Source organism: Bacillus sp. H1a, from assembly GCF_000633475.1.
Classification (GTDB): domain Bacteria; phylum Bacillota; class Bacilli; order Bacillales; family Bacillaceae_G; genus Bacillus_A; species Bacillus_A paramycoides.
This window is the reverse complement of record NZ_AYMH01000037.1, coordinates 97,551-122,949: the sequence shown is the minus strand read 5'-3', so window position 1 is coordinate 122,949 and position 25,399 is coordinate 97,551. Positions and strand designations below refer to the sequence as shown.

Here is a 25,399-nt window from a genome sequence, read left to right as displayed (position 1 = left end):
GGGATGGACATATGTTGAAGGTCGCAATTGCAGAAGATGATTTCCGCGTAGCGCAAATTCAGGAGGAGTTTTTAGCAAAAATAAAGGACGTAAAAGTTATTGGGAAAGCATTGAACGCGAAAGAAACGATGGAGCTATTACAAAAGGAAGAAATCGATTTGCTTCTATTAGATATTTACTTACCAGATGGAATCGGAATAGACTTATTGCCGAAAATCCATGCTGATTTTCCTAACGTTGACGTAATTATGGTTACAGCGGCGAATGAAAAACATATGTTAGAAAAAGCAATTCGAAATGGTGTAAGCAATTATCTTATAAAACCAGTTACGTTAGACAAATTTGTTCGCACAATTGAGGACTATAAAAGAAAGAAACAATTATTACATAGTCACAGTGAAGTAAACCAAGCGCTTATTGATACATTTTTCGGTACTTCACAAATACCAGACATGAAAAACTTACCGACAGGCGTTGATCCGTTAACACTGCAAAAAGTGAAAGGAATTATAAAAGGGTTCGAAGAGGGAATTACAATAGAGGAAATGGGAGAACAAATGGGGGCTTCCAGAACAACCGCACGAAGATATTTAGAATACTTAGTAGCGACAAATGAATGCACAGTAGAGTACACATACGGCATTATCGGACGACCAGAGCGAAAGTATCGAATAGGACGAGGGGTATGAAAAAACGATTATTACTATGTATATGGATCATGACAGGAGTAATAGCCGGTTGTTCCTCAGAAAAAGCTCACACAAATAAAGTGAACATAGAAGAAGTAGAAATCGTAGCACCGAACGTTCAAGGCGCCGGATGGGACTTAACAGCACGAGCGATGCAAAAAACGCTGACAGAAGAAAAAATCTTCACAAAACCAATCACTGTCACAAACAAAATAGGCGGCAGCGGTGATGTCGGATGGAAGTATACGAAACAAAAAGGCGGTCACGTACTTGCGATAAATTCAAGCTTACTTATAACGAATAACCTACTAGGCCACAGTAAACTAACATATAAAGACTTCACACCACTCGCAACACTAGCATCAGAATGGGAAGTCGTTGTCGTATCAAAAGACTCAAACATAGAAAACGCAAACCAACTAATGGAACAACTAAAACAAGACAAGAAAGGCTTCAAAATCGGCGTTGCCCCCGGCCTAGGAAACGACGATCACTTATCCTTCATACAAGTAAGCAAAGCCCTCGGCATAAACCCTGCCGAACTAGAATTCTTCGTCTACGAAAACAAAGAAAAAATCATAAACGCCCTAACGAACAAACAAATCAACGCCGCAACAATGACCCTATCCGAAGCCGAAAAACAATACAAAGCCGGCAAAATAAAAATACTAGCCGTATCCTCCGAAAAACGATTAGACCGACTACCTGAAATCCCAACTTGGAAAGAACAAGGAACCGATGTTGTCTTCCAGCACTGGAAAGGGATTATGGGCCCGAAAGATATGACGGAAGAAGAGGTTGCTTATTGGGATGATGTGATTAAGAGAATGGTTGAGAGTGATACTTGGAAGGGGATTTTGAGGGAGAGGGGTTGGAATTACTTTTATAAGAATAGTGGGGAGAGTAGGGTGTTTTTGGAGGAGAGTGATGGAAGGTATGGGGGGATGGTTAAATTTAGTGATTGATGAATGTTCAGTTTAAAGAAATAGTATATGTGACATAAATAATGCCACATTATAAGTTATAATTCGCTTATAACGATTTTTTAAAATGACTATTCAAGAGAATGGATTCACAAATTTATAAACGGTGGGTGTGGGGAATGGATTATAATTTTGAGATTTTATCACTGTTAGATAATTCAATTGAGTTTGAGAAGTTACATAGTAAATTTAATCGTTTTAACCCTTTTAAAATATTGAAGGTAGATAAGTTTGAGATTAGGCATTCTAATATGATTGCTTGGTTACTTGATCCTACGGAGAATCATCATTTAAGTTCTATGTTTGTAAATAAGATCCTTTCTAAAACGTTTGTAAAAGCAGAGAATGAGGAGTTAATTGGTCAATATAATTTTATTAAGTTACATAAGCAGTCTCTGCAAGATTTGGAAGTTTTCCGTGAGGTACAGACGAATTATAATAAACGAATTGATATTTTAGCAATATCAGAGGCGCAAAAGGTTGCCATTCTCATTGAAAATAAATATAAGTCATCTGAATCAGATGGACAATTACAAAATTACATAAAATTTGTTAGCGAGAAATATGAAGGATATACGATCATTCCAATCTTTTTAAGTTTAGATGGTAGCGCGCCAAGTCATAAGTCGTATCTTACTTTAGATTATGGGGACATATTAAATATCTTAAAAGGACAATTGGAGATTTATAGTGAGTATACGTCTAGTACGATAAAAAATTTTCTTTCCTACTATATTGATATATTAGAGGGGGAACTTGTTCGTGATGAGGAAGACATTGAATTAGCGTTAACAGTGTATAAGAGCCATAAGGCCGCTGTTGATTTTCTATGCTTAAATGGTAACGGAAAAGTAGTTGGAAAGTTTGTCAATAAAGAGTTGTTAAGTGCTGTAAAGAAATTAAATGCTGAAGAAAAAGAAGATCTTCGCAAAATTTATAAGAAGTATGCTGAAACGCTTCGCTTTATACATGGAGCTGGAAATAGCGTCATGAGAGAGGCATTTTTACAATTTGTAGAGAAAAATCAAATACCAGAAGATTGCCGCCATGAACACATTCGCATTCCATCTTTCATTTTCGGAGAATGGAAACAACTTGATGAGATTGTTGGAGTTCCAAATCATGAGTGGTGGCTAAATAATGCTCTTATAACTTGGTTTGAGAGAAAAGCAGATGGGCGTATGAAACTTATCGTTGAAGTTGGACCGTTGGAATATAAGCAGAGATTAAAGTTATTATGCAAGTTAGAGGAAAATGGAATTACTATTAAAGAAAAATCAAAAGAAGCTGGATCCATGTATACAAGAATTTATGCTGGATATGAAAATATAAGTGATTGGGCAGATCAAGATGAGATTCTCCGTGTGATGAATGATATGTATAACAATGCTGATTTTAATCAAGTGGTGGCAGCTATAGGCGATACTATAAAAGGGCTTGTATACGGAGAAGAGGATTCTTCTTCTGAAATTGTTGCGGTAGAAAGTAGTCAAACAGATGCGGATACTTTAGCTAATGCATTTCAATTATTCGTCCATACACAAAAGTTCCAAGAAGGTTTTTACAATATTCATCACCGACTACCATCATTCATTATACCGGAGTTCCGCAAACTAGAAGAACAATTTGGAGCGCCGAAATGGAATTGGTGGTTAAATAATTGTGCGATTATGTGGTTTGAACGCTTGAAGGATAATAGATTGAAACTGACGCTAGAAATTGGACCACTAGAATCACAAAAGAGATTAGCACTATTAACAAGGCTTGAAAGTAAAGGGAGAAAAATAAGCGCAGCAGCGAAAAGGCCGGAAGCGTCGTATACAAGAATTTACACAAATACAAGCAATATAAGTAATTGGTCGGATGAAGATATAGTCATAAATGCTATGAACGAGTTATTTAATGATACGGACTGTCAAAATGTTATTCAAATGTTAACAGATATTGCTAAAGAGGAAGTTCATATTTAAAAAGTATTGCCAAGTGCAGAGGGATGTACTTGGCAATTGTTTTAATGTAATAAAGGAGATTGGTCATTAATGAAATTAGCAAAAACACAGATACAACAATTTATATCAAAACAATTAGAACTTTGTGAGTTGAAAGAAATAAATGTCGAGTTCGCAGTTCGAGGGCTGGATTTTGATCCGAACATGTTCATTCGTGCAGGAGAAATGGGGCTAGAAATAGGGTTTCATAGATTGGTATGGAATAGTCCTGCCGTACCAGATATGACAGGGTTTACGCATCATATATTATTGTGGGAACATCTAGAGGAATTAAGTGACAGATCCGAATATTTTGTATGATCTGCAAGCGGAATTAGAACCATATCAGATTTTTACAGAAAAAGAAGTGCAAGTTGTCAATGAATTAGAGATTAAAGGCGGATTTAAAAAGCAAACAAAAGCACAAACAGAGCTGAACTCTTGGATTGATAGAGGCGTAGATCGCTTTAAGTCTCTGGAAGAGGAAGAAAAGGATGCGTTTAAAGCAGCAGCGACGAAGTTTGTCCGCACATATGCATTCATTCTGCAGATTGCTACATTCATTGACCTTGATTTACACAAACTATATATCTACTTAAATTACTTATTACGAAAGTTACCTCGTAGCAGTAAAGATAAAGATGTATATATGGCTGATGACGTTGCACTAGAGTATTACCGTAATCAGAAGGTATTTGAAGGTGGAATTGAGTTAGAACAAACTGGTGGTGTAGACTTAAAGCCAACTTCACATGGCGCAGGTGGTGTAGTTGAAGATGAAAAAGTTCGTTTATCATCTATATTAGATAAGTTAAACGATCGTTTCGGTACAGAGTTTACAGAAACTGATTTTCTTTCACGCGACCAAGTAAAAGAAGATATGTTAAACAGTGAAGATATTCAGCAAAAAGCAAAAAATAACACAAAAGACAATTTCAAATTTGCTTTCGAAAAATCATTTATAAACTTCGTTATTGATCGAATGGGCAGTAACGAGAAGTTCTTCATGAAGATTTTAGAGAACGAAGAATTCAAAAACTTTATTATGGAAGATATGATGGATGAAGTTTATTCGGAAGTGAATGGGTAATATTGTTTGAAGATAGAGGAACCTCTTATTGTGCCTGTAGTTGTGGGTGATAAGGGGTTCTTTTTTATTTTGGAGTACTTTACAGAATGCTAGTTTTTTATGTGACATAAATAATACCGGTTTCTTTGTTATATTTAAAATAATATAACAAAGAGATTTTTTATTAATTCAAAAGGAGTTGTAGCACATGCAGAATAATAATGAATTATCGGATGTTTTAACACAATTTAATCCTAAAATCTTAGAAGGACAAATAATTACATCGCTTGCAAATATTCAGAGTGTAATTTCTAAAGTAGATCCTTTATCAATCTTGATTCATATGTATGGCTATAATCTTTCTCAACACCTTATGAATCCAGAAGATGCTTTATATGGTAATGTTAATCCTTCGATTAGTAAAGGGATGGATTTAGTACAAAGTATGATAGTATCGTCAAAACCTACAATTGATACTGGTAGTTTAAATGTTGATGAATTAAAGTGTTTCTTAGATACTTTAGAAAAACTTTATTTAAATGCCAGTGTGTATGTAAATGTAGTACCAAAAGATGAATTAATTAAGTACTCACAAGGTATGCAAATGAATGTGTCAGGAACATTATATCCTTATTTTGAGGAGGAGCATTTTCGAGATTTACTGTTACCATATAATAAGCTTTTTATAGATACTTTTAATGTATCTGCTGAAGATATTATGGAAGGGCTTATGGCATTAAGTGAGCGTTTGAGAACAACGGAGTTTATGCATTATTTTTTTGATAAAGGAATACAAGAATTAACAGCGGATAACATATTGCAAATGGCAGATTATTTTGATGTAGAAAAGATTACAAAGTGGCCTGTAGAATTTATAAAAAGTTTAGCATTACAACCAGGTGATAAAACTAATTTTTTGATGGATATACCGAATGTAATGTTTAAAGAAATGCCCATTAAATACAAGCCATTTATATGTGTTGAAGGAAAGTATTATTGTTTTTCCGTTAATAATTTAATGGATAATTTCTATAGATCGGTAATGTGTGCATTACGAGGGCAGGATAAAAGCTTAGTAAATGTCATTGGAGAAATTCAACAAAGTGTGTCAGAAGAAATACCGTTTAAATTATTTAATAAGATACTTCCGACAGCTCAAATTTTTAGGAATGTATATTATAAGGCTTCAGTCGGTGCTAACGGAAAAAATGAATGGTGTGAATGTGATGGTTTAATCTTGTTTGATGATGTAATGATTATTGTTGAAGTAAAAGGAGGAGCTCTATCACCCGTTTCACCATTTTCTGACGAAGATGCTTATAAAAAATCACTGAGAGCTTTAGCTCAAAATCCTTATGAACAATCTTTGCGCTTATTTGAGGAGTATAATCGTACTAATGAAATAGAGATCTATAGCAGAGAAAATAAAAAGCGTTATAAGCTGATTGAAACAATTAATAATATTAAATTTATACAAGCATGTTGTGTTACTCTTGATGATTTTAATGAAATCGCTGCTCACATTGAAAAAACAGAGTTTATTAAAGAAAGTGCATTACCTGTTTGGTGTGTATCAATAAACGATTTACGAGTATATCCTGAAATCTTTGATTCACCTAGTATTTTTATGAACTACTTATATCAAAGAAGTCTGGCGAGTAAAAATCCAGCCATTAAAACGAATGACGAGTTAGATCATATAGGATTATATTTCGAATACAATAATTATTCGATGACTATAAGTGAAATGCTTAAAGAAGTAGAAGCAAATGATGTTGTTATCCCAAGTCACAGAGATGAGATAGATATGTACATGGCGGGAAAAATTAATGATAAATTTGGTGAAGAGGATTCAGAGAATTTCTTTGAGGTGCAGTTTGGACCTATAGAAAAACCAAAGCAAAACATGGATCCTATATTTGAACAGTTAATTAGATTATTAGATAGTACAAGAGATAATCTCTGTATTAGAGCGGCTAGATATCTACTTTTGTTAGATACAGGGACACGGGAAAACGTGAGGGAATTTATTAGCTCTAGAACTCAAAAGCTTTTATTACATAAACAGCAGTTCTGGACTCCGTATGTGGCTTATAATTATAAAAAAGAGGATAGAGAAGATAAATTACCAGTTATTATGCTGTTTTTACTTAACGCTTCTAACAAATTATTTAAAGATCCTGTTGAACGCAAACGTTTTTTAATGGAAAGAGTTATGCATGAGGATGAGCCAATTTTATGTGTAGTGTTAGGCGTTAATAAGGATAAGGAATTGACGAAGGCTATTACTCAAATAATAACGCCTGAGCAGTTTCAGATATTATCAGAATCAGCTTATGAAACGTTAAAGCATAACCGACAGAAAATCGGACGATCAAGAAGATTTAAGGGATTTTCAAATGAAAGGTAAGTATTGTATATTCGGATTAAGAACGGGATAATTTTTCCTGTTCTTTTTTATTATCTGTTGCAAGTTTATTTCAACTTTGTAGGCAGAATAAGATGAGTTCTTCTCATATACAGCAACGAAAAGTTTATTATAGAGGATATGATGAATGAAGTTTATTGGTGAAAAAATGAATAACATCAATTAAAAAAGAGGAACTTCTTACTGTGCTTGTAGTATAAGTGATGAGGGATTATTTTATTTGAAGATAGATTTATGGAATAAGTGATATCGTTTTATTCATATGTTTTTAACTTGTTGATAGTTTGATAAAATAACAGTAATTGTAATTAATTGTAGCTACGGGGGATAGAGATGCTAGATAAAATAATTATCGAATTTATTAAAACAAAACAGCGAATTATGAATGGTATTGGTGATAAAAGTAATTGGCTTATGACGATAAAAGATAATGAAATATATGTAGAAAGAAAACTTGGAATAGAAAAAGAAGCAGGAACATTATTGGATTTTAATGTAACCATTGATGAGATTCTACGAGTTTGGCAAAATTTCATAAATGATAGAATAATTAATAATCCTGACTTTTATCCAGGTGGGAGATCAAATTTCCTTGTATCGCTATTTGTAGAACTACCTTTCATAGAGGTAACAAAGATTAATGGAGAAAAGGCTATTACATTTAAAGAATTCCAAACAGATAACCTACCAAGTGAAAAATATGATAAAGTCATGCTCTTTTTAGAAGAGATAATGAATGGTACATATAATCCAAGTACGTTACGTGAACAAACGGATGAGAATTTATATAGAGTGAAATCTAATGCGCGCCAGGATTTGAGAGTGTTGGGGTTTTTGAATGAATCTCATGAAATGAATAAGCTTCTATTAAATGAATATGTTCAATCGAAAGATAAGAAAACCTACATGGCACAGCTGGTTTTAAAACAGGATTATTTCTGTCATGCTTTATTTGTTCTTGGATTGTTAGAGAAGTATTCAAAGGATGAAAAGAAAAAAGCTCTAGTCGACTTAGGGATGACGATTGTCCGAAATTCAGTAGGGAATAATTTAATGCTTGAATCGGTGGCGAGGAAGCGTACGAATAACTTACTGGATTGGTTTGAACGAGTAGGACTAATTAATGATGAATGGATTCCTGTTGAACAAGATGTAAAAGATGATGGAGAAAAGGGCGGTAGTATGAACAGTAATTTACGTGAAGGTTTTTTAATGGTGATGGATGGTTATCTAGATGCAAAAAAGGGTAGTACAAAAGACCATAGATTAGCCAAGTTTTTTCGAGAGGACATAACGGCGGAAATTAAGCGTTTACCTTTTATAGATCATAGTAAGTACAGTGTTACAGGCTCAGCTGGAATAGGGGTTTGGGCATCTATTCCATGGATTGCTATTATGCATAAGGATATTACCACATCAACTCAACGGGGATATTATATCGTTTATTTATTTAGTGAAGATATGGAACGACTCTATTTAACTATAGGACAAGGGGTGAAAGATACACCTAATAATGAGATGAAGAAGATTAAGCAAGAAATTCGTCAACATATAAATATGTCTAACAAGGTGAAGAAGGACGATAATATTTACCTTGGTACAGGCCCAAAAGCGACGGGTTATGCAAATTCTACAGCTGCCTATATTGTATACGATGTGAACCAAATGCCAGATGAGGTTGAGTTAGTAGAGGATTTAAAAGAAATGCTTCACTATTATGATGGATTCATTAATTATAAAGAGAAAGGCATTAAATATGAAATGATTTATGAGAGGAAAGAAGTGTATTTAGATCAACAATCAATTATCGATCATGTGTCTTCTTATATTCAAAGTAAAGGTTTCTTTTATGAGAAAAAGGATCTTATTAATTTCTTCCTTTCATTAAAGACGAAGCCGTTTGTAATTTTATCAGGTATTTCAGGTACAGGGAAAACGAAAATTGTTCAGTGGTTTGCGGAGAGTTTAGGAGCAACGGAAGAGAATGGACAATTTACGCTTATTCCGGTTCGACCTGATTGGAGTGATAGTTCTGATTTGTTTGGGTATGTGAACCTTCAAGGGGAGTTTCAAGAAAGACCGTTAATTAAAGTTCTTGAAAATGCAGATGCAAATCCAAATAGACCTTATTTTGTAGTGTTGGACGAGATGAACTTAGCTCGAGTGGAATACTACTTTAGTGATTTTTTAAGTGTAATTGAAAGTCGTAAATGGAAAGAAGGAAAAATTGTTACATCACCAGTTCTTCCCGAGTCAATTACGAATAAGCATATTACGATTCCATCAAATGTATATATTATCGGAACTGTGAATATGGATGAAACGACACATCCGTTAAGTAAGAAAGTATTAGATCGTGCGAATACAATTGAATTTAATACCGTTAACTTAGGTTATTTTAATTTCTTAATGGATATAGAAGAGAAGGAAGCTGAAATTGTTTCTAATAGCTCTTTAGCAACAAAGTATCTTCATTTAAAAGAATGCTTTAAAGAAAACGAAGATCTTGTGAGGAATATATCAACTATTTTAATAGAAATAAATAAAACACTTGAATCAGTTGGGGCTCAAGTTGGATATCGTATACGAGATGAAATCTGTTTCTATATGGCATACAACGAAAAAGGGAAGTTATTATCGTTTGATGAAGCGCTTGATTATCAAATATATCAAAAGATTTTACCGCGTCTTGCAGGAAGCGATGGAAGAACAGAAGAGGTATTAAAGCAGTTATATGTATTATGTGCAAATGAAGAATATGATAGTAGCAATAATCACGCTTCCTATGCTAAGTATCCTCGTTCTGCTAACAAGCTGTCTCATATGTTAAGGAGGTTCGAGTATGATGGTTTCACCTCTTTCTGGATCTAATAACGAGATAGAGCTAGTTAAGATTGAAACAGAGGAGCTATCATTGACGATTAAAGGAAATCCTTATCATGAAAAATATGAGAGTTTAAAAGAATATCACGCTATGAACGCGGCTGAAATGATGTATTTTCATGTAGATGGGAAGGCAGAAATCGTTTCTGTATTTGATACTAGATTGCAGAGGCTAGAAGAATGGAACGAACATCCACCAATCTTTTTTGAAAATAGAAGTTATCAGCTTGTTGTTGTTCCGAAAAATAACAAGCAGCTCTCTTTTTATCATGAACATCCGGGGTTTCGAAAGCAAGTTAGTTCCATTCAAATGGGTTCACTTCATGTGTTAATGGGGAATCTTTCATTTCCAAATGAAGTAGGAAATACAACGTTTGAAATTAAAGATGAGAAAGAAACTTTATTAACCGTTACATTTGAAGTTTTTCCGGCAAAACTTGATTATAAGGATGATTACAGAGCCTTATTAGATGAAATAAATGATGAAATTTATAATTTAGCGTTCCATTTACTAAAGAGAACTTACTTAGGAGCATCTGCAATTTACGCTACAAATCCATCGAAGAGTGAGTTTTATCGTATTTTAAATGATTCCTTTGAGCGATTTATGAAGTCGATCTCTCATATTAAAAGGCAACCGCATCATACGCTTATGACTAGACATCAACTTGTACGAGGAGAAAAAATTCGTAAATTGGATTCTGTCGGAATGAATTATTTGCGAAAGCGACCACACTTACTACAAGGAGAAAACAGTATACCGACTAAAGGAATTACAGCTTATAAGGAAGTGTCTTATGATACGCTGGAAAATCGTTTTGTTAAATGGATGATTCAAAGAGTCGTACATAAAATAGATGATTTAATTAAGGCGCTAGAGAAAAAGTCTAGATATACACGTGGTGAAACTGATGAAGATTTACTACAACGTGTAAAAAGTATGAAGTATCGAATGAAAAATGAATTGAACGATCCATTTTGGAGAGAAATTGGAAAATTGGATCGCTCAGTCTTTTCACTCGTTATCCAAATGGCGGCAGGCTATAGAGATGCGTATCAAACCTTCTTAATGCTATCGAGGGGGTTAACATTACGAGGGCAAATTTTCAAAATGTCGGTAAAAGATGTCGCAAGGTTATACGAATACTGGACATATTTAAAACTCGGACAAATTCTATCAAAGAAATATATACCGCTTCACCAAGACGTTATTCAAGTTAAGCAAGATGGTTTATATGTAACGTTAGATGAAAGTAAAACCGCGAAAAGAACGTTCAAGCATCCAGTCACTGATGAAGTAATAGAACTGTATTTCCAGAAAAGAAACGGTAGACTGCCAACAGTTACACAAAAACCAGATACGATGCTCGCTATTGAGAAAAAGGGAAAGAACTATCAATATCAATACATTTTTGATGCGAAATACCGAATTGATTTTGCTGAAAGATCTCATTATAAAAGGAAGTATGGCACCCCTGGTCCAATGGAAGAAGACATTAATACAATGCACCGTTACAGAGATGCATTAGTTGTGGAACAAGAGGGACCTTTTGAGCGGACAGCTTACGGAGCGTACGTATTATTCCCATGGAACCAAGAGGAAGCGTACGAGAACCATCCATTTTATAAAAGTATAGAAAAAGTAAATATCGGTGGATTCCCGTTCTTACCAAACGCAACAAGACTAGTCGAACAATTTCTAGATCATCTCATTGAAAAAAGCCCAGAAGAAATTATAAGGGAAGGCATCCTTCCAAGAGGAACAAAAGAAGAATGGCACTCTTCACTAGAAGAAAAAGTACTAGTAGGCAGCGTGAAAACTGAAAGTGACTATGAAACATATAGAAAAAATGGCGTATATCAGCTACCAGTTACACAGCTAAAACCAGGATGGCAAGAAGCTAAGTACATAGCATTATATGCACCGAGAAAATGGCACGGAGAAAAAGGCGGCATTCAATACGTAGCTAAAATTAAAAACATTCAAATGCAACCAAACGATGAGTTTGTACATTTCGAACTAGAGCCATGGGAAAAACTAGAGCACCTCATCCGCCCGGTAGGATATGGCATTCAAATATACACCATAACAACTATGTCGTTATTAAAAGAAGTACAAGAACTCCCAGAACTATTCATGAAATCAAAAGAAGAACGAACTCTTTGGAAAACGCTGCGTCGTTTTACGAAGCAAGTTAAGGTTGAATTGGATCATAACAACTTAGATGAGGCTTCTACTATTAAGAGTTATTATGTGCAGGATGTTCAGATTTGGGTTGATTATGAGAATGAGGTTGTTATGGTGGGGAGAGATGGGCTAGTTAAAGAGATTGCTTTGGAGTTGGTTGTTGGGAGGGGATCGGTGTTGTTTAGGGAGGTTTTAGAAGTATTAAATGTTGGGGAATAGTGCTTAGATACGAGGGGATTAATGGGTAGGGATCAAGTTTATTTTTGTATGGAACAAGTGAGGTGTTATGAACTGTTTTTACTTATTGGAGTTCATAATCTGGGGGATCATCGCAGATATGTAGATTGATTAATTCGAAATGTATTTTATTGGATAATATGGTAGACAACCTATTCAAAAAGTCTTTACAATAATGTAAAGACTTTTATATTACGTGGTGATAATAATGAAAAAAGCATTTGATAGAGTTGGTAATCTTGTTCATGCGAAAGATGCTCATAAGGGCATTAATGGATATACATGCCCTTGTTGTAGGGAAGAAGTAATGAAGGCAGAGGGGATAAGACAATCGGCTCATTTTCGTCATAGGAGTCGTCAGAAGAGGGAGTATTGCGATTTATATGTACAAGGTTTAGGGAATTTTGATAGTTTTAATGACTATGCAACTAAAATGCGCATCCCATATATAACATTTGAAGAGAATGAGGATGATTGGGATTTTTATGCTAGGTTTCCTAAAATAAGAAGAGGACTTACAAGTATGTTTGAGGATTTCCAGCTATATTTTAATGTGACGTGTCTTGAAATGGGGTCTCGAATTTCAGCTATAAAGCTTAGGCATGATTCTGACAATAATAAAATGAAAATTTCACCAAGGGATTCGTACCATTTCGATATAGATAATAAGGAAGCCGCGAAGAAATTAGAATTGCATTGGCCAATAAAAATCATTGGTTTTACAAGGGGGATATATATATTCCGTTTTATTCATGGTGAATTTGTTCGAGTAGAGCAAGAATTTTTAACGTTAAGCGATGTGTTCTATGTTGTGGCAAAACGAACAATTATATTTCCTGAGAAGATAATGGTACAAAAGTTGAAATCTAAAAATGGATGGTTTGCTTATAGGATACAGTTACCTAAGGTGATAGATGATAGATTAATCGGATCTTTTTATAGAGAAACAGGGTATAGATTGCAGAATCCATTTTATTATTTAGATTTATTAACACCGTCTATGTATGGAAGGAAGGACTATGCGTATATGATTTATTCTAGTATGTGTAGTATGGCTATTACCTTTCAGACATTTCGAAAGAATGATTTTACAGTGGTCCATATAAGTCCTGATATGACATCAAAACAATACGAGAAATGTAAAGAAATAGTAGATATTTCAAATTTGGAGCAAGGATTTCACACGTTTTATATAAAAAATCATGAGGGGAAAATGTTGGATTTATATGTAGATAGAAAAGCTAAACAGCATGAAGTTATTGAATATGAAGCCCCTTTTATAATTAATAGAGGAAAGGTAAGTATTTTTGAGGACAAAAAAATGAATATACAGGGCAGGGTGAATATTCAAAGTGATTATCCTCTTCCTTTGTATAAAAAAGAAATTGATAAATTTCCTTATATTTTAAGCCAAAGTGTAAGTGATCATAATGTGAGTGAAGGTGACAGGTTATATACACCAGGTGTATGGAGTGTTGAGTTTGTAGGAAATGAAATAAATGACAACTTAGAAATAAATTGGTCAGATTTAATACTAGCATATTTGAAAATAGAAAGTACAAAAACATTTATTATTACAAATAAAGAATATCAAGGTTTTCTTAATTTAGTTGAGACGATAGTGGACGAGAGTAAGAAAAAGAAATTGAAATTTTTTCTGACTATGTATCGTAATAGGGTTCCTAAAGATGTTAAAGATTTACTAGATCACATTTAAATTTTCTTGGAGGGGTTATATTGAAAGTTATCTTTGGTGCTATAGATTGGATAAATGAGAGGAAGCAAACGTTTATAAAAGTACTAGCAAAAGTACAGAATAATCACTTGTGTAGATTAGAAGATAGTATCGAGGAATTTCCAAACACAGGGAAAGTGTTTTATTACAAAGTACCATCAGATGCTTATAAAGGGAAATTAGGTTTTTATACGGTAGTTGAAAGTAATACCTATGATATTAATATACCAGTCTCTTCTAAGTATGTAGTTTCACAAGAAGCTTCTAATATTGGATATGTTGAAATTGTTAAGGTGGATTATTCTGTTGAAAGGCATGAACTAGAGCTCGTGTCTCTCATTAAGAATGGGATAGTGAAAACTCATGAATTCACTTCTAAAATAGTACTTTTAACTGCAGATGGGTATTTGATAGGCCCTTATTCACCAAAGCTTAACAAAGAAAATCAATGGATTGCCGAACTTAATGATAACGGGTTGTTGGATGTAAGAAAGAATAATGTTGATATCATTGAATATTATGATGCTAATTTTGGCGTTGAAAGATATTTTATTTCTACATCTTTTATAAATACAAAAGTGGATCGTTATTTAGATTGTTCAAATAATGATAGGATAGTACGAGATGCTTTAAAAATATTGAAAGATGAGAAAGAGACCCATGAGATTACTAGGAAAATAACAAAGATGCTAGTTGACTTAGTTAGTGAAATTCCTGAAGAAGTAAGAAAAGGTCGTATTTCTCGAGCTGTTAATTTATTGAAAAATCACTTGATTTTACCGGAAGAGATGGAGCTTTTTGAAAAAGAATTATTACAATATGGACCGGTTATAAAAAAAATTAATGAAGAGATAGATAAGGATTTATTAGTAGCCCGAAAAAAACTAGAAAGTGATCATAAAAAAGTTATTAATGAAACAAAAAAATTAAAGCTTGAAAAAGAAAATTTAAAAGTAGAATTAAAGAATATAATAGATAAAAAAAATCGAATAGATGAAGATATAAACAAGGCTGAAGAGGCGTTGCAATTAAAGTTACGAGAGATGCAACAAAATGTGTATCAAACAATGTTGAATCTATTGCCTTTACCAATGACCTTGTCCACAGGCAATGAAGCAGAATCTAGTGTTACTAATGTAAGAAGTTCACAATGGTTTGTTAGAGAGCAAGAAAAAGAAATTATGATAGATGGGATAGAAATACTAATTCATAACATTATTACGAACTTAGAACGAATTCATGTGGAGAAGGAAAGGGCAGAGCTTATAGCATTAACTACTATCGGGGCCATTTTATTTAGAAATCCAATCATTATAGAAGGTGAAAATAGTTTTGATATAGCACAAATTCTAGGATGGACAATTGCAGGTAACGATCATATTACTATTTTTCCTGATATAAAGGAGTATTCAAATGAGGTATTAACATCTTATTTTACCCAATATAATCGAATAGATAAGATTAAGTCATTACATTTATCAAATATCGAGAGTTCATCTGCGGAGCTGTACATTCCTTCGTTTATTGATTACTGGAGTGTGTCAACAAATTGTAGATACCCTGAATTATTAATAGTTAGTATGAAAGATATAACGGAAGTAAGTAATGATTTTATAGGAAAGTTAAAATATGCTCCGGTTATTAATACAGATTCTATAGGAATAAAAGGCGAATTGCGCAAGGCACGCTTATTGGGAGAAGTTAAGTTTGGCTTTATTTCGATAGAGGATTTTGTAGAGAATGAGCTATTAGTTGGAAAATCAAAAGCGTTTCATGGATTTAAAGATGTAGTAGAAGAAATAGGTATGCAACCTAAAAAAATTGTACATACATTTAAACAGTGGTTTTGTTTATTTGAGAAGGTAGAACATGATGAGGAAATGATCATAAATTGGGTTTTACAAGTATTTTTACAGAAGTATATTGATATAGAGCAGTTCAATTTTATTGCAGAGGAACTAGATGTGGAAGTGAGTGTATCTTTACCATAGGAGTTGTTTGCTCATGGAGTTATTAGAATTAAAGCAAAAAGTTGATATTTTAAACACTCTTAATAATCATGTTAAATCTCAAATTATATTTTACGCGTTAGAGAATGGGCCAATACAGAAGGTTCATTTCTCGAAGCTATATCCTCTTGTTCAACGGATGCTTGGAATGGCAATGTTTCAAGAGATTATATATTTATTTGATAAAGAGGAAAATATGACAATTGCAAAGCAAGTTTTAAATATGCTAAGTAGTTTAGGAGAGATTGCGAAGCTTCCTAATGGTTACTATTTACCCTTGCCAGAACGAGTGGTAGAGTTGCCGGTCTCGAAGAGTCGAGTTTTATTAAGCTCAATACAAGGTCGGGAAAAAAGAACTAATTATATAGGAGTTGGAAGCGGATACAGTTCAGATGAGGTTGGCTTGCCGAAGTTAATGTTAGAGGAATGGATGCCTTCTGTTGGAATAAAAGAGTTTTTTCGAATATTAAATCAATCTCAGATGTGTAATTTATATGATAAACCAGATCAAATATTTATAGGTCGAAAAAAAAGAGAATGGATGAGTTATGAGAAGGGAATAAATCACTGTAATAGTACTGCTATAGTTAAATACTATATAGCTCAAGGGCCAGCAAGTTATTATTGGCTAAAAAAAATTAGGAGTCGGATAAGTTATTATAAGATTCCTAATGAGTATGTTAACGTAGCTAAATTCGCTTTAGAAAAACAAGCTGGAATTAGTAGGAAAGTGGAATGTTTTGAGATAAATGATACATTCTTTAAGGTGAAATTTTTCCATCGTCTTCCTGAGGATGAGCGGAATATGCTTATGTTATTTGGATTTCCAGAGAATGTGTATGATCCGTTCTGCTGGATTATACCTACTGTACACTATGACGATTTTGTTTACGTTATTAATAGATTAGGAATGAAAGTCGATTCTCTATCTATCACTAGTAGGTAAAAGGTTCTTTTTGTTTCATAGTATTTGATAAATGTATAGATAATAAGAGAGGGGAAGGGAATTTGACTGATTATACGATCAAATCGATATCAAAACGATTGCACCAAAAGCTTCAAGAATATATTGAGGCCCAATACCCAATAAGTGAAACGTCTTTATTACTTGAGCGTAGGAGGTTATTAGAATCCCAAGGTGTTATTTCAAAAGAGCCATATATAGAAGCTACACCGGTATACGAACCAGGTGAGGTATATACGGATATTAAAATGCCTAAGCATTGTCAAGAAATGATGATGTCCCTTTCTAAAATGATTCCTGATGTAGGCGTATTCCCGCGACCTTATGTTCATCAAAAGGAAGCTTTAGAAGCTTTTCTTGAGGAGCAAAAAGATTTAGTTATTGCAACAGGGACTGGATCTGGTAAAACAGAATCCTTTTTACATCCTATTTTAAATTCATTATTGGATGAGGGATATAAAAGACCTGAACAATATAAAAGAAATGCTGTAAGAGCATTAATTTTATATCCAATGAATGCTTTAGTGAGTGATCAAATTACGAGGCTACGAAAATTGTTTGGAGATAAAAGGGTTTCTAATTATTTTGAAGAGAAATGTGGAAGGCATCCTTTATTTGGAATGTATACATCGCGTACTCCATATCCGGGAGAGCGTACAGAAAAGAAAGATAAATATCAACTTGCTGAAATTATTAAATACTACAATGAAATTGAAGAGAATGATCCGAATTTAGGAGAGGAAATGAAGAAGAGAGGAAAGTGGATAGCAAAAGATTTAAAGAAATTTAGTCGTGGTAAGCGTGGTGAATGGGAATCAAAATATGTAACGGTTCCTGGTGATCGAGAGCTTTTTACAAGACATGAAATGCAGCAAACACCTCCAGATATTTTAGTTACGAATTACTCGATGTTAGAGTATATGTTAATGCGCCCTATTGAACGTTCTATATGGGAAGGAACGAAAGAATGGTTAGCACAAGATAAAGAAAATAAATTCATTTTAGTATTAGACGAAGCTCATATGTACCGTGGGACAAGTGGTGCTGAAGTAGCCCTACTAATTAGGCGTCTGCAAGCTAGGTTGGGAATTGATCGAGATCGCTTACACTGTATTTTAACGAGTGCAAGTTTAGGTAGTGACAAGGATGATAATGCAGCAACTGAGTTTGCAAAGCAGTTGACCGGAAAAGCAGAAACAAGGGAATTTAAGCTTATTAAAGGCACAAGAGAGACGCGGAAAGCGGGACGTATAGGTACAACGGAAGAAGCAAATATATTTGCTAATATAAATAGTGATCTATTTACAAAAAGAATTTACCAATATAGAGAGTTAAAAAAACATTTGGATGAACTATTAACGCAATTAGATTGGGAAGAAACGCCTTATGATATTGAAGATTTATCTTCATATTTGTACAAACAGTTAGATGGTTTTGGTCCGTTAGAAACTGTTATAACTTCTATAAGTGGAAACGCTAAGAGGTTTACAGAAATCGCAGAAAGCATATTTCCAAAAGTAGAGAGAGAAGTTGCTGAGAAAGCTACTAGTAATTTACTGATGTTAGCAAATGCAGCAAAAGAAAAAGGGAGAGTGTTATTACCAGTTCGGATTCACTTGTTCTTCAAAGGGGTCTCGGGGATTTATGTTTGTACAAATGCAAGTTGTAATGTGAAAAGGAAAAATGATGAGCAGTCTTTACTAGGGAAAATGTATGATTCGTCAAAATTAAAATGTAGTTGTGATGAAGGGGCAAGGGTGTATGAATTATTGACACATCGAAAGTGTGGATCCTCTTTCATTCGCGGGTATGTAGCGAAAAAAAATCAAAACTATTTATGGGCAGAGAAGGGTTTTGGAATTGTTGGGGATGAATTGACAGAAATACATTTGTTAGTAGAAAAGCCTCATTCAAAAGTTTGGGACAGTTCTAATCCACCTAATCGTGTTTGGTTAGATATTAAGACTGGATTTTTAGCGTACAATCAACCGAGTGAAGAGGAAGAGTATTTACAGCTATATATTCCGAATAAGAAAAGTCAAGGAAAGAAGAAAAATAAAAAACAAGCTGTAATTACTTTCGATCAATGTCCTTGTTGTATGAGGAAAATAAATGGTACACTTCAAGATTTAAAAACAAAAGGGGAGCAACCATTTGCCAATATAGTTCGCGAGCAATTTATGTTACAACAACCTATTAAAAACGATAGTAGTTTGCCAAACGAGGGACGTAAAGTTTTGCTATTTTCAGATGGTCGTCAAAAAGCAGCAAGGCTTGCTCGTGATATACCATATGAAGTAGAACTAGATTCTTTCAGACAAGTAATACTATTAGCGGCACAAAAGCTAATTAGTGGGGACGAAGAAGCGAAATTAAGTGGGTCGTTATATACTGCTGTTTTGGACGTGATAGATAAACACAGAGTACATTTTTTTGAAGATGAAGATAGAAAATCTATCATGAAGAATGTACAAGTATTTAAAGAAAATTTTGATGATGACTATGACGAGTTAGTTGATGATGGTGATGTGGAAGTATTAAATAGATTTAAAACCGAACTGTTACGTCAAATTTGTCATCCATTATATTCAATATACGCTACTGCTACAGGGTTTATTGAGCCGATGGAAAAAGAAAAAAGGAAGATGAAAAAAGCATTAAAAGAAATTTTGAGTGAAAGTGATATTTATACAATTACAGCAGTGTTTATTCAAGAATTATTAGATAGTGTAGCAATTGATACGACTATTGAATCTCATGAACGTATTAAGGTGAAGGGATTTAACCAAGGCACTTGGGGAGTAGATAGAGGTTATAGATCGAGAAAGTTAAATAAAGTTATTGATATGTATATTGAAAAAGAAGAGGAAAAGGAGCAAGTTTTTGAAACACTTTATAAATTATGTGTAGAACATGAAGCAAAATGTTATTTAACGCCGAAAAAATTGAAACTAGTACCTGGAATTGAAGTGGATTGGTATAAGTGCAATCGTTGTAAGGAATTGAATATGGTTGTAGCGAAAGGGAAATGTATAAATTGTTTATCTGATGAAGTTGAAATACTAAATCCTGAGAGCACAATTTTAGATTCAGAAAAAGGATTTTGGCGCTCTCCTATTAATGGGGTTATAAATAAAAATGAGAAAATTTCTAATTTAACAGTTGAAGAACATACCGCGCAGTTATCTCAAAAGGATCCGAAAGTCGCACTTGCAACAACTGAAGAGTATGAACTGCGTTTTCAAGATATTATTTTGGATGATTTAGACGGGGCAGTAGACGTACTAAGCTGCACAACGACTATGGAAGTTGGAGTTGATATTGGTTCATTAACAGCTGTTGGATTGAGAAATGTACCACCACAAAGGGAAAATTATCAACAGCGAGCAGGACGAGCGGGACGCCGTGGTTCAGCATTATCGACAGTACTCACATATTCTCAAGGTGGACCTCATGATCATTATTATTTTAAACAACCGGATATGATAATTAGTGGTGCGAGTAGGAAACCGATTATATATATTGATAATGAAAAAATTGCTAAACGTCATCTAAATGCTTTCTTTATTCAAACTTATTTTCATGAGCATGTTTTGAAAGGTGGTAGAACAGATGGCATTTTAAATAGTTCTCTAGGAGATACAAAAGCATTTTTTGAAAGCTCGTCAGTCCCAAGTATGGCTGGATTTGATGAGTGGTTAAGGTTTGTAACTAGCAATTTACCTATTCACTCTCCTGTGATTTTTAATATTATCCCGGATGAGGTTATTTCAAAGATGGAAGGTTCAGAAACAGCTGCTATGACATTAAAAATCAAAATAATAAAAGAAGCTGCCTCTCAATTAATTAATGATTTACGAGAAAATTATGAGGGGATTAAACATACCTTAATAGATATAGAAGATGAGGATACTGAGCATAATTCTAATAATAAGTTTTTAGATTTCTTGTTTAACCATGGTATGTTACCTACATATGCTTTTCCAAAAGATTTGAGTAGTCTTTATATTGAAGAATGGGATCATATTTCAAAAAAGGTAATTACAAAACAGCGACCACAACTGGAAATAAATAGAGCCTTGAGTGAATATGCTCCAGGAAAACAAGTTGTTGTAGACAAAAAAACATATAGAATAGGTGGTATTTTTGTCCCAACTCCTAGAAATCGATTAAAGCCAGCACGAGATTTGAAAATAGACGGATTGAAGAAGGTCACATATTGTGATTCTTGTTTATTTGTATCATTAGATGAATTTGATAATAATCAATGTCCTGTGTGCTGCAGTAAGCTGAAAAAAGACTCATTTCTAAGGCCAACTGGTTTTTCTCCAGAAAAGGGTAGAGAAGTAAGAGAAGGTGATAGAGAACAAGAGTTTACATATGCGATGCCGCCTCAATTACCAATACCAGTGAGTGAAGAAAGTCTAAATTTAAATAATTTTGAAGATTCCTCTTTACTAAAATATACAAATGCTTTAGATAAAAAGCTTATTGTCATGAATAAAGGTATAGATGGGAAGTCGGGATTTGAAATATGCGTAGATTGTGGTGCTATTTGGGTAGCAGGAGAAAAAGAGCGTAAACCTTTTCATGATGTCCCTTATCGTTTGAAAAAAGAGTTTGGTCAAAAAGATTCGCAATGTAGAGGAGAAACACGAAAAGTATTTCTCGGGAATGTATTTCATTCAGATTTATTATTACTGCGATTACAATTTGGTAGTGATATAGATTTTAATTCTGAAAAACAATGGGTACATGACGGGTTAAAAACAATAGGGGAAGCTTTAGTGTTGGCAGCAAGTAGAGTCCTGGATATTGACTATAATGAGCTATCAGCAGGGTATCGTTTGCTACCATTATCCATAGGTGGAGCTGATATATATTTATTTGATACACTTTCAGGCGGCGCTGGATACGCTCATATTGCAGGGACGGTACTAAAAGAAATAATAAAAGAAGCTCGCTATATTCTAGCTTATTGTGAAAATAATTGTGAAAAATCATGTTATAAATGTTTGCGTCATTATGCGAACCAATTTTATCATAATCAATTAAATCGTTTCGTTGCATTGGAACTACTTGATTATGTAGTAAGCGGGACTTTAAAACAATTATCATTAGAAGAACAAAAAGAAATTTTAGCACCTGTTAAAAGAATGATGGAGATTCACAATGAAGTATACGAAGAAATTGAACAAGACGGTAAGTACTTTATAAAGAAAGCCGATGGACATCTTATCGGTGCCAAAAATAATATAGAGTGTAGAATAGAGAAGCAGAATAAAATACCAACTAGATATGTTTCAGCCTATGAGGTATTATATGATCTGCCAAATGTGTACTTAGGCAGTGAAGATGGAAGTAAAGTGACGAGTTAAACAGAGGTAGAGAGATTTTAATAAGTGTAAATGAAAAACAGGTATTAGGATTGAAATAACAATTCTAATACCTGTTTTTGTTTAGGTGGAGATTGGTATAAATGTCTAAATTAGATTCACATATTTTCTAGTAATTTCTAAAAGTGACGTAAATAATGCCTGTTAACTTGTTATTCTTAAGATGTTCATTATTTTGAAGAAAGAAGTTGATAGGATGTCTCGAGAAATAGATGAATTTTTAAGAACTTATACAAAAGCAATTAAAGAATCGACAGCTGCGGTCTTTGCTGGTGCGGGACTTTCAAAACCAACGATTCTCCAGATTTAACTGATACAACAACAGAAAATATTAAGAAGAATCTACGTGATATGATATATGAAACTTCTGTATCGATTGTAATTATTTCTCCTAGTATGATTGATAGTGAATGGATTGATTGGGAGATTGAATATTCATTGAAAGAAATTACGCGAGCAGATAGAAAGTCTAGGACTAATGGTATTGTTGGTGTGATCATGAAGCACAATGGTGGTTATGGATGGATTGAAACTAATCAAAAGAATGCGGATGGTTGTACTTCAAGGGTCATTAGTAATAGCAAACTCTACAGTATTATATCGAATAACAGATTTAATTTGAAAAATCCAGAGTATACATGTGAAAAATGTAAAACTGTTAATTCGTTAACAGGATCGTATATATCCATAATAAATGAAGAGAATTTCTTAGCAAATCCAAGTGAGTATATTGAAAATGCATTTGAAAAAAGTCAGGAAATTGAAAAGTTTAATATCATAAAATCTCGATAATTAATATAAAAGGGCGTGTGTTTTAAATATTTTAAACATGGCTTTAGCCACAGCATATCATAAGGGTATTTCTTCATAATCAATGATCCCTGGATAGCAAATGTCTCTTTTGAACTCCTATCAAATTAAAAGTCAAATTAGGGGATATGTAACGGAAACCAAAGTGGAGGGGAATAAAATTATGAAATTTAGATATAGTTCTATGTATATTAGAGAAGAAATTAGGTCTATAGAAGATTTGGTAAAGATATTAAATCCAAGTGTAATCCAATTACAATTAGATACTAATATTTGTATATATCTTAGAGAGTTTTATAGGACACCTAGTAAGACAATAGTAGATGAAGTACTTTGGTATGAATTGAAAAAAAATTTTATGCATATTGAACAATATAATGTATCCATTGATTATTCTCTAGGAGTAGAGGAATCCTGTAGGAATCTTAATAATTTTAAAATTAATTATGAGAAGTTAGATGAAACAGTTGATATTTTAAGAGATCTATTCAAAATGGATTTTCTACAAATAATTGAACATGGTAAATTAATTCAATTTTCGGAACCTGTAAAAGATAAGTCAAAACGAAAATCATCTAAAGCTGAAAGTTTAGAGCAAGAAAATTCATTTCAAAATTTGATTATTTTAAGTTATGCATGTTTACTTAAATTGTATTTAATTTATAATGATGTAACTGAATCTTCTAATGTAAAAAAAATGATTAATTATATTGATTTTCTAGCTAATGAAATCAATATAATGAGTTTAACTCATGTAATTTATGGTAATTTATTATTGAGTGGTCATCCTAAGGCTGTAAGATTAATCCATCCGAGTAAGAAAACTATTCCACACTTTATACATGGAATTTGGAATGCTGCATTAGACCTTACGTTACCTACACTAGTGAGTGGAAGATTTAGCTCTGCGAAAAAGGTTCCAGTGTTTGTAACAAGGGATGAATTACTTTGGTTAATATTTGATTCAATGAAAATGAAGTATATGTTTAGTGGTAGTGAGAAGTTTACTCATCCGCCTTTTATAGAAATAGATTTTTCTAAATGTAATTGGAATATGGACGAAATGGAACAAATAAATAAGCATTACAGTAAGATTCAAGAAAAACGTTTATATAATTTTATTATACAAAATGAAAGTGTAGAAGAAAGATTAGATAAGTTAAGGAGCTTATGTTTAGTTCTTGAAAATGATGTGAAAGAATTTTTAAGTACTAAAAAGGGGTGGAAGTAACGGAATATTATATAAAAAGCCTTTCTAATCGGTAAAAGAATGAGAGTGGTTTTTAGAGATTTATATATAGTGGATTTGAAAAGATTGAATGCTCTCCTCTATCCTGAAGTAGGAGAAACTATGTATTATCTTGATATTTCACAAATTAATTTAGAAAGTATGATAATAGTTAAAAGGCATAAGTTCACTATCCGAATTCCCAACCATCTTCACAACCGAAGAAGAAAACTATATAAAAGAAGCAATGAAGCAGTTTAACACCTAGTTAAACTGCTTTTTCCATTATAATAGAAGAAAAACCTAACGGAGGGGAATCCCCATGCCAACCTACAACAAACTAGTCCGAGACAAAATCCCACAAATAATAAAAACCAACGGAAAAACATGCACAACAAAAACTTTATCCGAAAATGAATACATAACAGAAATCTGCAAAAAAACACAAGAAGAACTAACCGAATACCTAGAAGCAACAACAAAAGAACATAAACTCGAAGAACTATCCGACCTCCTAGAACTAATTAACGCCCTAGCCGAACACGAAGGCACAACACTAGAAGAAATCAACAACATCCGTAAAAAGAAAGCAGAAGAACGAGGTGGCTTTTCAGATCGAGTCTTCCTAATCGAAGTAACCGACAACTAGCCCCTACCAAGCCCCTACCAAGCCCCTACCAAGTAATAAATCGCTAAGAAAAAACAAAACAAAAACAACTACAAGAACAAGCATCGTAGTAGTAGTGAAAAAAATTTGAAATAACACGCCAAAAACCAGTTCCTCCTTCCTAT

12 protein-coding genes and 4 pseudogenes are annotated in these 25,399 nt (G+C 33.5%); all 16 read left to right on the top strand.

The genetic code is table 11. The features are described from left to right. The first annotated feature begins 11 nt into the window (after window positions 1-11). On the top strand, window positions 12-689 hold the full coding sequence (locus U860_RS0117025; RefSeq protein WP_025149510.1) for a response regulator: 678 nt from the start codon (window positions 12-14) through the stop codon (window positions 687-689). Further along, on the top strand, window positions 686-1,654 hold the full coding sequence (locus tag U860_RS0117020) for a tripartite tricarboxylate transporter substrate-binding protein (protein ID WP_025149509.1): 969 nt from the start codon (window positions 686-688) through the stop codon (window positions 1,652-1,654). The genes U860_RS0117025 and U860_RS0117020 overlap by 4 nt, the downstream gene beginning before the upstream one ends. Window positions 1,655-1,791: 137 nt before the next feature. Continuing rightward, a complete protein-coding gene (locus U860_RS0117015; protein WP_025149508.1) occupies window positions 1,792-3,642 on the top strand; it encodes a PD-(D/E)XK nuclease family protein in 1,851 nt (616 codons plus the stop codon). A gap of 69 nt (window positions 3,643-3,711) precedes the next feature. Then, a pseudogene (locus tag U860_RS31650) lies at window positions 3,712-3,960 on the top strand (hypothetical protein); the annotation flags it as partial. Then, window positions 3,956-4,750 (top strand): annotated as a pseudogene (locus U860_RS0117005) (type I restriction endonuclease subunit R); the annotation flags it as partial. The pseudogenes U860_RS31650 and U860_RS0117005, both read left to right, overlap by 5 nt. 187 nt (window positions 4,751-4,937) lie before the next feature. Further along, the gene (locus U860_RS0117000) at window positions 4,938-7,139 is read left to right on the top strand and encodes a hypothetical protein (protein ID WP_025149506.1); all 2,202 of its coding nucleotides are present in this window, start codon (window positions 4,938-4,940) and stop codon (window positions 7,137-7,139) included. A 351-nt stretch (window positions 7,140-7,490) separates the two neighbouring features. Beyond that, a complete protein-coding gene (locus tag U860_RS0116995; protein WP_025149505.1) occupies window positions 7,491-10,028 on the top strand; it encodes a DUF3578 domain-containing protein in 2,538 nt (845 codons plus the stop codon). Continuing rightward, window positions 10,003-12,447: a restriction endonuclease-like protein gene (locus U860_RS0116990; RefSeq protein ID WP_025149504.1), complete on the top strand. Its 2,445-nt coding sequence runs from the start codon at window positions 10,003-10,005 to the stop codon at window positions 12,445-12,447. The genes U860_RS0116995 and U860_RS0116990 overlap by 26 nt, the downstream gene beginning before the upstream one ends. Before the next feature lie 226 nt (window positions 12,448-12,673). Beyond that, window positions 12,674-14,182: a hypothetical protein gene (locus U860_RS0116985; RefSeq protein ID WP_025149503.1), complete on the top strand. Its 1,509-nt coding sequence runs from the start codon at window positions 12,674-12,676 to the stop codon at window positions 14,180-14,182. Window positions 14,183-14,202: 20 nt separating this feature from the next. Beyond that, window positions 14,203-16,191: a hypothetical protein gene (locus U860_RS0116980; protein WP_025149502.1), complete on the top strand. Its 1,989-nt coding sequence runs from the start codon at window positions 14,203-14,205 to the stop codon at window positions 16,189-16,191. 13 nt (window positions 16,192-16,204) lie between these two features. Continuing rightward, the gene (locus U860_RS0116975) at window positions 16,205-17,155 is read left to right on the top strand and encodes a hypothetical protein (RefSeq protein WP_025149501.1); all 951 of its coding nucleotides are present in this window, start codon (window positions 16,205-16,207) and stop codon (window positions 17,153-17,155) included. A gap of 62 nt (window positions 17,156-17,217) precedes the next feature. Continuing rightward, window positions 17,218-22,551: a DEAD/DEAH box helicase gene (locus tag U860_RS0116970; RefSeq protein WP_025149500.1), complete on the top strand. Its 5,334-nt coding sequence runs from the start codon at window positions 17,218-17,220 to the stop codon at window positions 22,549-22,551. Window positions 22,552-22,893: 342 nt separating this feature from the next. Further along, window positions 22,894-23,361: pseudogene (locus tag U860_RS0116960) on the top strand (TIR domain-containing protein); the annotation flags it as partial. A gap of 181 nt (window positions 23,362-23,542) precedes the next feature. Then, window positions 23,543-24,610: a hypothetical protein gene (locus U860_RS0116955; protein WP_025149498.1), complete on the top strand. Its 1,068-nt coding sequence runs from the start codon at window positions 23,543-23,545 to the stop codon at window positions 24,608-24,610. Between the two features lie 126 nt (window positions 24,611-24,736). Then, window positions 24,737-24,875 (top strand): annotated as a pseudogene (locus tag U860_RS37030) (MerR family transcriptional regulator); the annotation flags it as partial. Between the two features lie 54 nt (window positions 24,876-24,929). After that, entirely contained in the window at window positions 24,930-25,256 is a 327-nt protein-coding gene (locus U860_RS0116950) for a nucleoside triphosphate pyrophosphohydrolase (protein WP_025149497.1), read from the top strand. Window positions 25,257-25,399 lie beyond the last annotated feature (143 nt).

Coding starts and splice junctions, on each gene's coding strand:
- U860_RS0117025 (WP_025149510.1), top strand. CDS start 12: ATGTTGAAGGTCGCAATTGCAGAAGATGATTTCCGCGTAGCGCAAATT.
- U860_RS0117020 (WP_025149509.1), top strand. CDS start 686: ATGAAAAAACGATTATTACTATGTATATGGATCATGACAGGAGTAATA.
- U860_RS0117015 (WP_025149508.1), top strand. CDS start 1,792: ATGGATTATAATTTTGAGATTTTATCACTGTTAGATAATTCAATTGAG.
- U860_RS0117000 (WP_025149506.1), top strand. CDS start 4,938: ATGCAGAATAATAATGAATTATCGGATGTTTTAACACAATTTAATCCT.
- U860_RS0116995 (WP_025149505.1), top strand. CDS start 7,491: ATGCTAGATAAAATAATTATCGAATTTATTAAAACAAAACAGCGAATT.
- U860_RS0116990 (WP_025149504.1), top strand. CDS start 10,003: ATGGTTTCACCTCTTTCTGGATCTAATAACGAGATAGAGCTAGTTAAG.
- U860_RS0116985 (WP_025149503.1), top strand. CDS start 12,674: ATGAAAAAAGCATTTGATAGAGTTGGTAATCTTGTTCATGCGAAAGAT.
- U860_RS0116975 (WP_025149501.1), top strand. CDS start 16,205: ATGGAGTTATTAGAATTAAAGCAAAAAGTTGATATTTTAAACACTCTT.
- U860_RS0116955 (WP_025149498.1), top strand. CDS start 23,543: ATGAAATTTAGATATAGTTCTATGTATATTAGAGAAGAAATTAGGTCT.
- U860_RS0116950 (WP_025149497.1), top strand. CDS start 24,930: ATGCCAACCTACAACAAACTAGTCCGAGACAAAATCCCACAAATAATA.